The sequence below is a fragment of the Pseudomonas sp. B21-031 genome (assembly GCF_024748985.1).
GTDB classification, from domain to species: Bacteria; Pseudomonadota; Gammaproteobacteria; order Pseudomonadales; family Pseudomonadaceae; genus Aquipseudomonas; species Aquipseudomonas kermanshahensis.
The window spans coordinates 4,041,155-4,055,193 of the sequence record NZ_CP087181.1 but is presented as its reverse complement, the minus strand read 5'-3'; the positions used below and the strand labels follow the sequence as shown (position 1 = coordinate 4,055,193).

8 protein-coding genes are annotated in these 14,039 nt (G+C 63.7%); all 8 read right to left on the bottom strand.

Annotated features, from left to right (window positions below):
• Positions 1-72 precede the first annotated feature (72 nt).
• Positions 73-3,003 carry an aminotransferase gene (locus tag LOY53_RS18040; protein ID WP_258703100.1) on the bottom strand — a complete coding sequence of 977 codons (2,931 nt, stop codon included), beginning with the start codon at positions 3,001-3,003 and terminating at the stop codon, positions 73-75.
• 236 nt (positions 3,004-3,239) lie between these two features.
• Complete coding sequence (locus LOY53_RS18035; protein ID WP_258703099.1) at positions 3,240-5,720, bottom strand: TonB-dependent siderophore receptor; 2,481 nt, start codon at positions 5,718-5,720, stop codon at positions 3,240-3,242.
• 92 nt (positions 5,721-5,812) lie between these two features.
• Positions 5,813-6,775 (bottom strand): FecR domain-containing protein, encoded by a 963-nt coding sequence (locus LOY53_RS18030; RefSeq protein WP_258703098.1) that lies wholly within the window; start codon positions 6,773-6,775, stop codon positions 5,813-5,815.
• Positions 6,772-7,287 (bottom strand): sigma-70 family RNA polymerase sigma factor, encoded by a 516-nt coding sequence (locus LOY53_RS18025; protein WP_258703097.1) that lies wholly within the window; start codon positions 7,285-7,287, stop codon positions 6,772-6,774. The genes LOY53_RS18030 and LOY53_RS18025 overlap by 4 nt, the downstream gene beginning before the upstream one ends.
• Positions 7,288-7,355: 68 nt before the next feature.
• Positions 7,356-8,690, bottom strand: a complete 1,335-nt coding sequence (locus LOY53_RS18020) for a di-heme oxidoredictase family protein (RefSeq protein WP_258703096.1) — start codon at positions 8,688-8,690, stop codon at positions 7,356-7,358.
• Complete coding sequence (locus tag LOY53_RS18015; protein ID WP_258703095.1) at positions 8,687-9,988, bottom strand: ABC transporter substrate-binding protein; 1,302 nt, start codon at positions 9,986-9,988, stop codon at positions 8,687-8,689. The genes LOY53_RS18020 and LOY53_RS18015 overlap by 4 nt, the downstream gene beginning before the upstream one ends.
• A complete protein-coding gene (locus LOY53_RS18010; protein ID WP_258703094.1) occupies positions 9,975-12,017 on the bottom strand; it encodes a TonB-dependent siderophore receptor in 2,043 nt (680 codons plus the stop codon). Before LOY53_RS18010 ends, LOY53_RS18015 begins: the two co-directional genes overlap by 14 nt.
• 411 nt (positions 12,018-12,428) lie before the next feature.
• Entirely contained in the window at positions 12,429-14,039 is a 1,611-nt protein-coding gene (locus LOY53_RS18005; protein WP_099454811.1) for an ABC transporter ATP-binding protein, read from the bottom strand.

Genomic DNA, 14,039 nt, shown 5'->3' with positions numbered 1-14,039 from the left:
CTGCTCCTACAGGGGATCGGGATAGTGCGAAGGCACTGGCCTCACAGCCTATAACAATCCCTCACGGGCAGGTTACAGATCTTCCGACAGGATACGGTCCACGCTGTCGACAAAGTAGTCCACGCTCGCCCGTGTGGTGCACATCGGGGGTTTGATCTTGAGGATGTTCAGGTAGTCGCCAGTCGGCTGCATGAAGATGCCCAGGTCACGCAAGCGGTCGCACAGCAGCAGGGTCTCCTCGGTCGCCGGCTCCAGCGTCTGCCGGTTGCGCACCAGCTCAAGCCCCAGGTAGAAGCCCGAGCCATGCGCCGCACCTGCGAGCGGGTGCTTGTCGACCAGTGCCTGCAAGCGCGCCTTGAAGTAGCGGCCGGTGTCGCGGGCGTTGTCCCACAGCCCTTCCTCTTGCATCACGTCCAGCACCGCCATGCCGATGCGGCAACTGACCGGGCTGCCCCCCGCCGATGAGAAGAAGTAGCCCTGCGCCTCCAGCGCCTCGGCGATTTCGCGGCGGGTGATCACCACCCCCAGCGGCTGGCCGTTGCCCATGCCCTTGGCCATGGTGATGATGTCGGGCACCACCCCTTGCTCTTCGAAGCCCCAGAAGTACTCGCCCAGTCGGCCATAACCCACCTGCACCTCGTCGGCGATGCACACGCCACCGCGGGCGCGCACCTTGGTGTAGGCGTCCTGCAGGTAGCCCGCTGGCAGCGAGATGCCCCCGGCGTTGCCGTACACCGGCTCGCAAATGAAACCGGCCAGTTGGCGACCACGGGCATCGAGGTCAGCCAGCTTGGCGTCGACGTCGCGCAGGTAGTCGGCGGCACTGTCGGCACCCCGGAAGCGCCCACGGAAGGTGTTCGGTGCCTCGACCGGGTGCACCCAGTCTGGCCGGGTTTCCAGGGCTTGCGGGTTGTCGGCGATAGAAGTGGAAATGGCGTCTGTAGCCACCGACCAGCCGTGGTAGGCCTCCAGCACGCTGAGCAGGTCGCGCCCGCCGCTGTAGGCCCAGGCCAGGCGGATGGCCAGGTCGTTGGCCTCGGTGCCGCTGTTGACCAGGAACACCCGGTCAAAGCCTGCTGGCGCCAGCTTCAACAGGCGTTCGGAGAATTCGGCGATGGCCGCGTAGTGGAAGCGCGAGTTGGTGTTCAGCAGCGACCACTGCCGCGCCGATTCCGCCACCATGCGTGGGTGCCCGTGGCCAAGCACGGCCACGTTGTTGAGCATGTCCAGGTAAGACCGGCCCTGCATGTCGATCAAGTAATTGCGCCAGCCGCGTTCGATATGGGGCGGTTGCGCGTAATAGTGCTTTTGCGAACGGGCGAAGCTGGCATCACGACGTGCCAGCAGCGCCTGTGCATCGGGCAGCGGTTCGGCGTCGCAATCAAAGCCCAGCAGCGCGGCAGGCGACGGGCACAGCGCCAGCCAGGCAGCGGCCTGGGAGGGGGTGGCGAAAAACGGCGGTTGGGTGTCGTTATCCAGGCACAGCTGAATGCTGAGCAAGCCACCGCTGCTGCCCAGTTTTTGACCTTTTGCCAGGGGCTGCCCCTCTGCCGGAGCATCCTCCAGGCCACCTAGCCACAAGCTCCAGTAGGGGGTGCGCAGGCAACCGCGGCCATCGCCATGGCGCTGCCAGGTACCGGCCTGCGGCGCCTGCACGGTGCTGGCGTTGGGCACATGCAATTCGACACCCAGCGCGCAGGTAGCAGGTTCTTCAGCACGGTCGATTTGGGTTTGTGACAGGCGGTACTGGCCATGCAGCGTGCACGCCGGGGTCGGTTGTGCTGCCAGCAGGCGTTGGTCGAAGCCTGGTTGTTCCCAGTTGCCCGCTTCGCAGTGCGGGCTGAGCACGCCCAGGTCGAGGCGAGCCACTGGCTGGCCGACCCGTTCAGGCAGCAGGGGCGCGCAACTGGCCAGGTCGGGCCGGCTGGGTTGAATACCGGCCGCCAGCAGAATAGCCGCCTCCATCAGCGCGAAAGGCACGGCAGTAGCCGTGTCGAAAATCTCCCATTCGTGGGCGATGTTGTTGCGGATGTACTGGTTGCCCGGGTCTACGGCCAGCTGTTGCTCGCTGCTCAGCACCAGCACCGCAGCGCGGTTGAGCACCAGTGGCCACAGGGCACGCAGCTCGGCTTCGCTCAGCGGGTTGAGGGCCTGGTAGGCCCGCACCGCCGGCAGAATGCGCAGTGGGTCGCCTTCGGCATGGTGCAGCAGCGCCGCGCAGGTCACCGAGAGGTCGGCAATGCGCCAGGTGCGCAGCAGGTCGCCGAAGTCGATGACGCCCTGCACCTGCCACTGGCGTTCGTCATCGCGGGCCCACACGGCGTTGTCATCGGTGATGTCCAGGTGCACAGCTTGGCTTGGCAGCTGCTCCACCAGCGGCGCCAGGCGCTCGGCGGCCAGTTGAGTGGTTTGCTCGACACGGGCGCGTTGCCCGGCGTCCTGCAGCACCGGCAGCAGGTGCTGGATCAACGCCTGCGCGTGCTGTGGGTCCCATTGCAGGGTGCGGCTCAGGCCAGGGTGGTCAAATTCGGCCAAGGCTTGATCCACTTTCGCGCACAGCCCGCCCAGCTCGGCAATCAGGCGCGGCGCCATGTGCTTGAGGCGGGTCAGCGGTTGGCCGTCGATGTAGTCGAGCAGGCGTACCCGCAGCGGTTGCCCGTCGATGTCCAGGGCCAGCAATGCCTGCCCGTTTTGCGCCGGGCGCACTGCGGGTACCGGCAAGCCCTGTTCGCGCAGGTACGCCAGCGCGGCATGCTGCGCCTTCAGTTCGACCTGGGCATAGCTGCCGTGGCAGGCCTTGAGCACGAAACGGCCCTGGGCGGCATCCACGCGGAAGTTCAAGTCTTGCTGGCTGCCCAGCGATGACAGGCTGCCCGCCAGGCCGTAGTGCGCCTGCAGCAAGGCGTGTGCCTGGGCCTCGCTGAGCGCAGGGCTGGGCAGGGCGGAGCGCTGGATCAGGATGTCCAGGGCAGGGGAGGCGGGCGTTTGGTGGTGGCTGGGCATTGGGCTCTACCGTTGGTGCTGGGGTTGACGGTAGGGAATTTATGCCCGTTTTGGCTGATGATGGAAGACGATTGTTGTCAGAATTTTTGATGATTGGGTGTGGGTGCATGTCTTGAGCTTTGCAGTGCCTATGAGATCGAGCGCCGCCCGCGCGGCGCTCGATCTGATAGGCGCTGCAAATCCATCCCCATGCACCTGGCGGCCCTATCTCAATCTACCGCCACCCACCCCTCACATCAAAAACTGGCCTTGACCGACACCATGAAATTACGCGGTTCCCCATAATAATTACCAAACGTCTCCGTCCCGATACTGGCGTAATAACGCTTGTCGAACAGGTTGTTGCCGTTAACCGCCACCGACCAGGTATCGTCGATCCGGTAACCGATCCGGCCATTCCACACCGCGTACCCCGCCTGGCTGATCTTCTCGCCACTGGCAGGCGAAACCCGGAAGTTATCGCTCTGCGCATTCACCCCGGCACCCAGGCTGAACCGCTCAAAAGCGCCACCGAGTGCGTACTCGCCCCACAGGCGCAGCACGTGCCGAGGCACATAGCTGTTGAACGCCGCGCCGTTCAGGCTGGTGTCGATATCGTCGAGGGTCTTGGTCTGCGTGTAGGTGTAGCCCGCCAGCAATTGCAGGCGCTCGATGACTTCACCACTGATCTCGGCTTCGAAACCCTGAGCGCGGACCTTGCCAGCGTTGACATAGCAGTAGCCATCCGAGGAGGGGCACGACGAGTTGTAGTCGGTCTGCGCCTGGTCCTTCTGAAGGGTGCGGAACAGGTTGAAGGCGCCGTTCAAACGCCCGTCGAACCAGGCCCCCTTGATCCCCAGTTCATAGCTCTGGCCCACCAGCGGTTTGAGCGCCGAACCTTGTTCGTCCCGGTAGCTGCCTTGCGGGGTGAAGATGTCCGAATAGCTAGCGTAGGCCGTCAGGTTTTCGTTCAGGTCCAGCAGCACGCCGGCAAAGGGTGTGACCTGCCCGGTCTCGCGGGCGTTGGAGTGCTGCGGCGGCGTGGCGGTGTCGATGAAGACGGTATCGGTCTCGGCGTTATACCAACTCACCCGGCCCCCCATCACCAGGGTCAATGGGTCGGCCAGTTTCAGGCGCAGGGTCGAGTAGAGGCCTTTTTGTGTGGTCACGGACTTGACCGGGCCACCGCGCGACGAGTGCTCGATGAAGTAGCTGTCATCTGGCTCAGGGATGAACTTGTCGGGGTTGAACACGTTCTGCCGTTGCGCAAGGAACGCCACCGAGTAGAAGTCATCTTTCTTCGAGCGGCTGGCGTTCATGCCCAGCACCAGTTCATGTTGCTGGCCGAAGGCAGCGAACTTGCCATCCACATACGCATCCAGGCCGTAATCGACCTGGTCATAGTCATACATACTGCCCAACATGCCAGTAGTATCGATGCCAGGCGTCACCGCACCGGAGGCGAAGGCGTACTTGATGTCCTGGGTGTTCTTTGTATAAACACTCGCCACCTTGAGCTTCCAGTCTTCGTCGAGCTGGTGGGTAAGGTCGGTGAACACCGTGGTGCGCTGGCTGCGCCAGGTATTCCACGAAGGGTCGAGGCAGGTCGAGCGGCTGAGGTTCAGATCGCTGCGGTCCCGATAGCGTGGTAGGCCGCCCCAGCAGGGGTTGGCATCCACGTCCTCGTAGGCAACGCCTAGGCCCAAAGTCGTGTCGGGGCTGACATCGACGTCGAGGGCGCCGTAGTACACCTGGTCCTTGCGGTTGGCATCGTCGACCGAGTAATGCCGGCTCTGCTCCGCCACGACTGCCCGGCCACGCAAGGTGCCGGCTGCGTTCAGCGGCCCACCGGTGTCGAGCTGCCCGCGGTAGTTGTCCCAACTGCCGCCGGACAGGGTGATGTCGGTATGCGCCGCCGCCAGGCCACGCTTGCGCACGAAGTTCACCCCGCCAGCGGTACCGCCCGACCCTTTCATCATGCCGGCTGCGCCGCGCAACACCTCGACCCGGTCGTAGTAGGCCATGTCACTGCTGAAGCTGTCGGCCTGGACATAGAGGTTGCCCATGTCCAGCGGCACACCGTCGTACTGGTACTGGCCCGACATGCGGAACCCGCGCGAATAGAAGTATTTGCCGCCCATGGTCGAGTCGTACACGGTGATGCCGGGCGTCTTTTCCATGACCTGATCGATGGTGTACAGGTTCTGGTCGTCCATCATCTTGCGCGTCATCACCGTGACCGATTGCGGCGTCTCCTTGAGCGAGTGCTCGCCCTTGCCGATGGTCACCGCGCCCGTGGTGTACGAGCCGCTGTTCTCAGTGGTTGCGCCCAGCACCTGGCTGGTGATGTTGGTGGCCCCCAGCTCCAGCGCCGAGCCCGACGACGGCACCGCCTGCAGCACATAAGTGCCGTTTGACCGCGGCTCGGCCTGCAGGCCGCTGCCTGCCAGAATCTGGGTAAATCCCTCGCTGACACCGAACGCACCTTTGAGGCCGGGGCTCTGCAAACCGTCTGTTTGCCGGGCATCGAACGAAATCGCAGCGCCCGCCGCACTGGCGAAGCGGCTGAGGACTTCAGTCAGGCTGCCCCCCGCAATATTGTACGACCGGACGGCATTTTGCTGCGTCGGCTGCGGCGCTGCATACGTCGTCATGGGCCAGGCACCGGCGGTGGTTGCCGCCAACAGCCCGACATTTATTGCAGTCGCCAGACGACCACGCTTGAACACAGCAGACATACCTATCCTCCCCCCTGAAAACGATCAATAGAAGCCTTTGGGGGATGAGCCGAATGTCGTGTAAGAAAAGTGCAAAACCCGCGAAAGTTTTTTCAGCCCGCTGGGGGAGGGGGCGGCGATACGGTGACCCAAAAACGGCTGTAGCGCGTGACGTGCAGCGCAAACCCGGTTTCCAGTGCCGCCAATGCCCGGTCGGTGTCATCGATGGGGAACGCGCCAGAAACCTTCAACTGGGCAATGCGTGGATCACAGCGCAGCACCCCGGTGCGATAGCGCGACAGGTCCGCCAGCAGTTCACCCAAGGGGCGATCCAAGGCGATGATGCTGCCTTGTTGCCAGGCCCCTGCAGAGGCGTCATTGCGCCGAATTGAGCCCACCGAACGGTCAGAAAACGCAATGGATTGCCCAGCTTCCACACGCACTGCCAAAGCACCGCTGGATGCCCTCACTTCCACCGCCTTCTCGAGCACGGCCACGTCACCCTCCAAGGCTTGGGAGCGAACCAGAAAACGCGTGCCCAGCGCCCGTACCTGGCCATGCCGGGTGCGCACAATGAACGGCCGTTGCGCGGGGTCGGCCGCCGTGGTGACCAGAATTTCGCCGCGCAACAGTTCCAGCACCCGTTGCTGGCCGTCGTACTTGAGGTTCACCGACGTGTCGGTGTTCAGCAGCAGGGAGCCGCCATCGGGCAAACGAAACGCGCGGCGTTCACCCACAGCGGTGCGGTAGTCGGCCAGCAGTTGTTGCGAGGTGTCGCTGCGCCAACCCAGCCAGCCCAGCGAAGTGGCCGGCACCAGTATCACGACACTGCGCAACAGCTGGCGCCGAGAGCGCCCGGCGCCGCGCAAGGCAGGGGCCGCCAGGGCACCGGGCACGCGGGCCATCTGCTCGCCCACGGCGGCCATGCGTTGCCAGGCCTGACGGTGGGCCGGGTCGGCAACCAGCCAGTCGTTCCAGGCGCTGCGGTCGGCGTCGGTGGCGATGCCGGAGTGCAGCCGCGCGTACCAGCGCGCGGCGACACTGATGGCGTTCAATTCGGCGGGCGACAGGCTCATGCCAGTTGCAACTGCATCAAACAGCAATGCTCCATGGCTTTGGCCATGTAGTTGTTGACGCTGCGCACGCTGATGTTCATGTGCTCGGCAATCTGCGGGTAGGTCAGGCCGTCGAGCTGCGACAGCATGAACACCTGCTTCACCTTCGGGCCAAGCCCTTGCAGCAGGCGGTCGATTTCTACCAGTGCCTGCAACAGGATCGCCTGTTCCTCCAGCGAAGGCTGCAACGCCTCCGGCAGGCTAGCCAAGGCCTCCAGGTAGGCCTGCTCCAGTGAGCGCCGTCGGAACAGATCGATCAGCAGGCCCTTGGCGATTCGCGACAGGTAGGGGCGTGGCTCGCGAATATCCAGCGCACTGCGTGCATTGATCACCCGCACGAAGGTGTCCTGCGTCAGGTCGGCGGCATCGAACGCATTGCCCAGGCGTTTTCGCAGCCAGCCATTGAGCCAGCCGTGATGTTCGCAGTACAGATCATTGACGGCGCTACGCAGGGATAGATCGTTGGCGGGCATGGTGATGGAATGGTTCGCGAGTGGTAATGAATCTTATTGTCGTGCGGGCTGTAGTTTTTTTGCAAGCGCTACAAAGATTCAAGAAACGCACGTATCGCCTGCCGCTCGCCCTTGCCCAGCGCCACATAGCGTTGCCGGGCCACTTCTGCCTCACCGCCATGCCAGACAATCGCTTCTTCCAGGGTGCGCGCTCGGCCGTCGTGCAGATAGCCGCTGCCGGGGGTAATCCGTTCGCTCAGGCCAAGCCCCCACAGCGCCGCCGTGCGCCACTGCCGGCCGTTGGCGAGAGCGTCTTCACGGCCATCGGCCAGGCCTGGGCCCATGTCGTGCAGTAACAGGTCGGTATAAGGCGCGATGCGTTGCTGTGTCAGGGCTGGATAAAGCGGGTGTGTGCCGGTGATCAGCTCGGGGCGGTGGCAGGCGGTGCAGCCACTGGCAGCGAACAGTTTTTCGCCCTCAATGACCGCAGGTTCGGCCTGTTGTCGACGGGCCGGTACGGCCAGGTGAGCGAGGTAGAAATGCAGGTCGCCGAGTTGCAGGGCGTCCAGCTCCGGCTCGCCGCCGTGCGCCGCGTGGGCACAGGCCTGTTGAGTGGGCGTGCAGTTCTGCACGGGGGCGAGCGGGGAGGTGATGCCAAGATCACCCAGCATGGCGTGGGCGATCTGTTGGCGCAGGTCCGGCTGGTTGGCCTTGAGGCCAAAGCGGCCTGCCTCGGTGCGTTGTCGCTCGACACTCCACACCTGATTGACCTGCCCCGTCACGCCATCTGGTTTGGCTTCGGAGGCCATGGCGTGCAGGGTGCGCTCATCGATAGCCTCCAGCAAGCCGAGGCCAATAACTGGCGAACCCACGCGTGCCGAGGTTAACACTGCGTCCAATGGCCCATAAGCCAGCTCACGCAGCTCGACACGCGGCTTGCGCAGCATGACGGTTTTGCCATCCCCCAGCTGCACCGCCTGCTCCTCCCAGTGCACATGGGCGCGCCCTTCACCTGGCACGCCAGGCACCCCCTGGTCGTTCAGCTGATCGCCGTAGATGGGGTGTGGCTTTGGCCCGCCATGGTCATCGTGCCCCGGCAGGGACAAGCGCAGCAACATGCTGCGCATCGGCTGCCCGTGTTCAGGTGCCTGGCCGCGGCCGTTCTTGGGGTGGCAGGCGATGCACGACACCCGGTTGTACAGCGGCCCAAGGCCATCCACCGCCTCGTCTCGGGACGGTGCAACCACCCAGGCCTGGCGAAACAGGCTGCGCCCGCGGAAGAAGCGTTCCAGTTGGCCTTCGTCCAGCCCGCTGAACGGTTGGGCGTAGGCTTCACGGTTGGCCGCCGTGTGCGTGGTCTCGGCGCTGGCGTGCAGGCTCGTCAGCACACCCATCATCAACCAAGCGGCGCGCACGCCAGTCACTGCCCCAAGCCATCGAGCAAACGGGCTGCCTCTGCCCGGTGTAGCGCGGCCTGGAACTGCCAGCTGATTTCCCGGCGGCCGAGTTGGTCCGCGTCGGTGGCCGGCGCTTGCGCCATGCCCTGGTCCTGGCGCGCCGCGAACAGTGCCAGTAAGGGCTTCGCTTCGGCGTGTTCAGCATCCAGGGGCGGTGCGGTCAACTGTTGGCGTATGGCGGTGACGTCCAGCCCAGCTGCTTCGGCCGCGTGCAGCCGAGCCCAGAGCTCGCCCAAGGCTTCATGGGGCATGCCGAGCCATTGGGTGAACAATGAGCTGATCAAGGCCAGGCGTTCGCGCGAGCTGCCGTTGCCGTAGTCATAGGCACCCAGGCCCGCAGCTACGAACGGGTCATGGTAGTCCGCTGGCAAATGCCGATAAACACTGGGACGAACGGGCAGTTTGCGGATGTCGGCATCGGCCAGCAGCCCTTGGCCTGCTTCCGACAGCACGAACTGCACAAACGCCCGGGCACCGGCCAATGCCTGGCTGTGGGCGGTAATGGCGATGAAGGCTGGGTTAAGGCCGCCATGGGCCGGATAGACGAAATCCACGGGCTCGCCATTGGCTTTGGCCGAAGCGACAAAAAAATCGATCGACAAACCGACTGCTGCACGCCCGCTGGTCACTTCATCACTGACCAAGGTTCCACCCCGCGTCACCAAGCGCGCTTGGCCGGCCAGTTCACTCCAGAGGGCCCAGCCGCGTTCCCAGCCATAGGCACGCAAGACAATATCCAGCAGGACCGGTGCAAAGCCGACCCGGCCTGGGTCTGGCAGCGCAATGCGCCCGCGCAGTCGTGGGTCGAGCAAGTCTGGCCAGTCCCTTGGTGTCGGAACCCCCAGCTCGCCCAGCGACGTGGCATTGATGGCAAAGCCGTAGCCCGCGAGCTCGGTTGCCTGGTAGAGCTGCCGTTGGTCACGCAATGACAATCCACCGATCTGTGCCGGCAGGCCCTTCAGGCTGATCCCCAGGGGTTGCCAGCTACCGGCTTTCGCCAGCCGGGCGAAGTTGCCCGGCGACGGTGCCCAATAGACATCGACCCCCCCCTGCTGTGCTTGCAGCAGATAGGGCAGGGTATCGAAGCCCTGGCGCCAGAGGATGTGCAGGCGATAGCCCGGGTTGGCTTGAGCAAAACCATCCTCGATCCGCGTCATCACCTCCTCGGGGTAGCTGGTCATGACCACCACGGTTTGCGGGGCAGCGCTCAGCAGCGTGCTGACCGTCAGCAGCAGGCCCGCTAGCCAGCGGTTACAGCGGCACATTGAATTGCACGAAGTATTGACGGCCCATTTCAGGGTAGCCCTCGCTGTACTCATACAGCCGGTCGAACAGGTTGCGAATGCCGCCCTCGATCAGCACATCGTTGCTGAACCGGTAGCCGCTCTTGAGGTTGTACACCGCGTAGCCGGGCGCCATCTGGTTGCCGTCCGAGGTGTTGTAGCGACGTGATGCGGCCTCCACGCTGGCGGTGTGTTGCCAGTCGCCCAGATGCCACGAGGCCGAGCCGAACGCGCTGTGGCGTGGGGTGTCGGTTGGGTGCAGGTCGTGGTCGCTGAGGTTCTCGCGGTCGAGCCAGGTGTAGTTTGCCGCCAACTCCCAGTTGCCCAGGTCGCCGTTGATGCCAAGCTCCACACCCTGGTTTCGCGCTTTGGCAATGTTCTGGTACTGGCCACAGGGCGCGGCGCAGTTAGGTTGCGCGGGCACCGTGACGTTTTGAATGGAGTCCTCGATGTTGGCTACGAACAGCGCGGCGTCCAGCTTCCATTGCGGGGCGATCTGGCCGCTGTAGCCGAGCTCATAGTGAGTCGCCCGCTCAGACTTCAAGTCGGGGCTGGGGATCACCGTGCCGAAGCGCGTCGAGTAGCGGTCCTTGATGGTCGCGAAGCGGCTTTTGCGTGCCACGGTCAGGCGCAGTTGGCCGTCGTCGTGGGTGCCCAGTAGCGGGTTGGTATTGGCGAACAGGCCCAGTTGCGCGTTGACGGCGTCGTTGCTGCCGGTGGGTTCGTCATAGCGCGTGGCCTGCGATGGCGAGCTGGCGTTGGTGCCGTAGTTCTGCGCATCCAGACTCTTGCGGTAGTTGTACGAGACGCCGCCCACCACGCTGAAGATGTCGTTCAGGCGCAGCGTGTCTTCCAGGGCAATCGATTGAGTCTGGTCGCGGAAGTGGGTCTGGGGGTTGGCGCCATCACGCGAGCGATGCACATCGTCTTTGAAGTGATAGGCAATGCCCAGGCGGTTGGCCTCGCTCAAGGCGAGGTCGCCTTCCACCGAGAAGCCGCTGCTCTCGTCATCGTATTTGCTGGGGAAGCCCGACTGCAAAGCGCCGACCACGCCATTGCGATAGGTGAAGCTTTCCAGCGAGTTCTTGAAGGTGTCGTGGTACACGCGCGTTTTCAGGGCGTGCTCGCCAAAGCCGGTCTTGGTGGCGATGAACACACTGGTATTGTCCGACCGCGGCCACTCCCACCAGCGCGCACGTTGGCCGGTGGTCGGCAGGTCGCCGGCATACGGTGGTTGGCCCTTGCTGCCTTCCTGCTGAACGTAGCCGAGCACGTACTCGTCGGTTTCACTGGGGGTGAAGCCCACTTTGAAGCTGAATTTGCTGTCGCGGTGGTTGCTGTTCTCGCGCCGCCCCGCGCCCTGCTGGTTGTTGGTTGGCTTGAAGTCATCGGGCAGCAGGGTGTAGTCGTAATCGACATACGACACGCCGCCCTGAACCCACCACAGGCCCTGGTTGGAACCCACGTTGGCGTAACTGCGGTAGGCGTTCACGTTACCGTGATCGGTCAGCTCCAGCCCCCCACCCACTTCGCCCTCGAACGCTTGCGTGGGGCGGCGGGTCACCAGGTTGATCGCCCCGCCCAAGGTATTGGGGCCGTACAGCAGCGAGGCGAAGCCCTTGTCCACCTGGATGCGTGACAGGTCGTAGGTGGTGAAACGGCCCAGGTCGATGTTGCCGTCGTAAGGCACGTAGGTGGGGATGCCGTCGATGAACACCGGCACTTGCAGGCGATCGAAACCACGTACGAATACCACCTGCTCGGCGCGACCACCGATGTAACCGAGGTTGACCCCAGGGGCCAATGTCAGCGCGCTACCGACGGTCTCGCGGTCGTGCAGGCGAATGTCTTTCAAGTCGATGACGCTACCACCCGTGGACAGCGTTTCGTCCCGTGGTGCGGAAATCTGGATTTCGCCGAGGTTGAAGGTGTTGTTCTGTTCGGCGACAGCGGGTTGAGCACCGAGGGCTGCGACGGCAACCATCACGGTGCGCGGTGTTAGCGGCTTCATTACTGCTCCTGAGTCGGCCATGGCAGTGGCGGGCCTGGCGACGTTATATATTGTTGTATATAGCGATAGGCGAAATTAACCGACCACGACCTCCCCAGGCCGTGATCAGTCAGCGATCGCAAAAAGAGATAGCAGGATGGCAGATGGCCAACCGCGGGAAATCCTAGCGTTGTTTACGGGGGGTTACAACGACGTATACAAAAATATATAGCGTGTGCCGAGGTCGGTAAGGAGGGAGGTCGCAATGGTGCCCCTCCGGTCATGCGCGATCTGTGTAGGAGCAGCCTTGTGCTGCGAAGAGGCCGGTGGCAGCGCTGAAGATTCCCGGTGGGGTCACGGGCCTCTTCGCAGCACAAGGCTGCTCCTACAGTGGAATGCGTATGCCTTGAGGGTCAAACAACGCTCCGCACGCTAGCCCGCCGTCTCAACTTCCAAAAACGCCGCCTCCAACAACTGCCGCGTATACGCATGCTGCGGCGCGTGGAAGATCGCCTGCGCATCCCCTTGCTCCACCACCTGCCCCTGCTTGATCACCATCAACTGATGGCTCAGCGCCTTGACCACTGCCAGGTCATGGCTGATGAACAGGTAGGTCAGGTTGTATTTCTGCTGCAGGCTGCGCAGCAGCTCCACCACTTGCCGTTGCACCGTGCGGTCCAGTGCCGAGGTGGGTTCATCGAGCAGGATCAACGCTGGCTTCAACACCAACGCCCGGGCAATCGCAATGCGCTGGCGCTGCCCGCCCGAGAACTCATGCGGGTAGCGGTGGCGTGTCCGTGGGTCCAGCCCCACTTCCTCCAGCGCGGCAATGATCGCCGCTTCCTGCTCTTCAGCGGTGCCGATGCGGTGAATCCGCAACCCTTCACCTACGATGTCTGCCACACACATGCGTGGGCTGAGGCTGCCAAACGGGTCTTGGAACACCACCTGCATTTCTCGCCGCAGCGGGCGTACTTCCTTCTGGTTCAGCCCTGCGAGGTTCTGGCCGTGAAAGCGAATGCCGCCCTGGCTTGAAATCAAGCGCAAGATGGCCAGCCCGAGCGTCGACTTGCCCGAGCCACTCTCGCCGACAATCCCCAGCGTCTGCCCTTGGGGCAAGCTGAAGTTGATGCCATCCACCGCCTTCACATGGTCCACGGTGCGCCGCAAGAAGCCTTTCTTGATCGGGAACCAGACCTTGAGGTCGTCAACCTCCAGCAACGGCGCGCCGACTGGGTTGTGGGCAGGCTGGCCGCTGGGTTCGGCATTGATCAGCATCTGCGTGTAGTGATGCTGCGGCGCACTGAACAGCGTCGCGCAATCCGCCTGCTCGACAATCTGCCCGCGCTGCATCACACACACGCGGTGGGCAATGCGCCGCACCAGGTTCAGGTCATGGCTTATCAACAATAGCGCCATGCCCAAGCGCGCCTGCAGCTCCTTGAGCAGGTCGAGAATCTTCAACTGCACGGTCACGTCCAGCGCGGTGGTGGGTTCGTCGGCAATGAGCAGTTCTGGCTCGTTGGCCAGTGCCATGGCGATCATCACCCGCTGCCGCTGCCCACCCGACAGCTCGTGGGGCAGGGCCTTGAGGCGTTTGCGCGGTTCGGGAATCCCGACCAGTTCCAACAGCTCCAGCGTGCGTGCGGTGGCTTCCTTGCCGGTCAGGCCTTTGTGCAGCAGCAGGATTTCGTTGATCTGCTTCTCGATGCAGTGCAGCGGGTTCAGCGAGGTCATCGGCTCCTGGAAGATCATGGCAATGCGGTTGCCCCGGATATGCCGCAAGGCCTTCTCGCTCTGCTGCAGCAGGTCTTTGCCCTCGTAGCGGATGCTGCCGCTGGGGTGGCGGGCGAGGGGGTAGGGCAGTAGGCGCAAGATCGAGTGGGCGGTCACCGATTTGCCCGAGCCGCTCTCGCCGACCAGGGCCAGGGTCTCGCCCTTGCGGATGTCGAAACTGATGCCGTCGACCACCCGGTTGACCTGCTCGCCGGTGACGAACTCCACCGCGAGATCACGCACTTCGATCAGGTTATGTTCGCTCAT

Bases quoted from the DNA above. Each gene is read 5' to 3' on its own strand.
- LOY53_RS18010 (WP_258703094.1), bottom strand. From the start codon at position 12,017: ATGAAGCCGCTAACACCGCGCACCGTGATGGTTGCCGTCGCAGCCCTC.
- LOY53_RS18030 (WP_258703098.1), bottom strand. From the start codon at position 6,775: ATGAGCCTGTCGCCCGCCGAATTGAACGCCATCAGTGTCGCCGCGCGC.
- LOY53_RS18025 (WP_258703097.1), bottom strand. From the start codon at position 7,287: ATGCCCGCCAACGATCTATCCCTGCGTAGCGCCGTCAATGATCTGTAC.
- LOY53_RS18005 (WP_099454811.1), bottom strand. From the start codon at position 14,039: ATGAGCGAACATAACCTGATCGAAGTGCGTGATCTCGCGGTGGAGTTC.
- LOY53_RS18015 (WP_258703095.1), bottom strand. From the start codon at position 9,988: ATGTGCCGCTGTAACCGCTGGCTAGCGGGCCTGCTGCTGACGGTCAGC.
- LOY53_RS18040 (WP_258703100.1), bottom strand. From the start codon at position 3,003: ATGCCCAGCCACCACCAAACGCCCGCCTCCCCTGCCCTGGACATCCTG.
- LOY53_RS18035 (WP_258703099.1), bottom strand. From the start codon at position 5,720: ATGTCTGCTGTGTTCAAGCGTGGTCGTCTGGCGACTGCAATAAATGTC.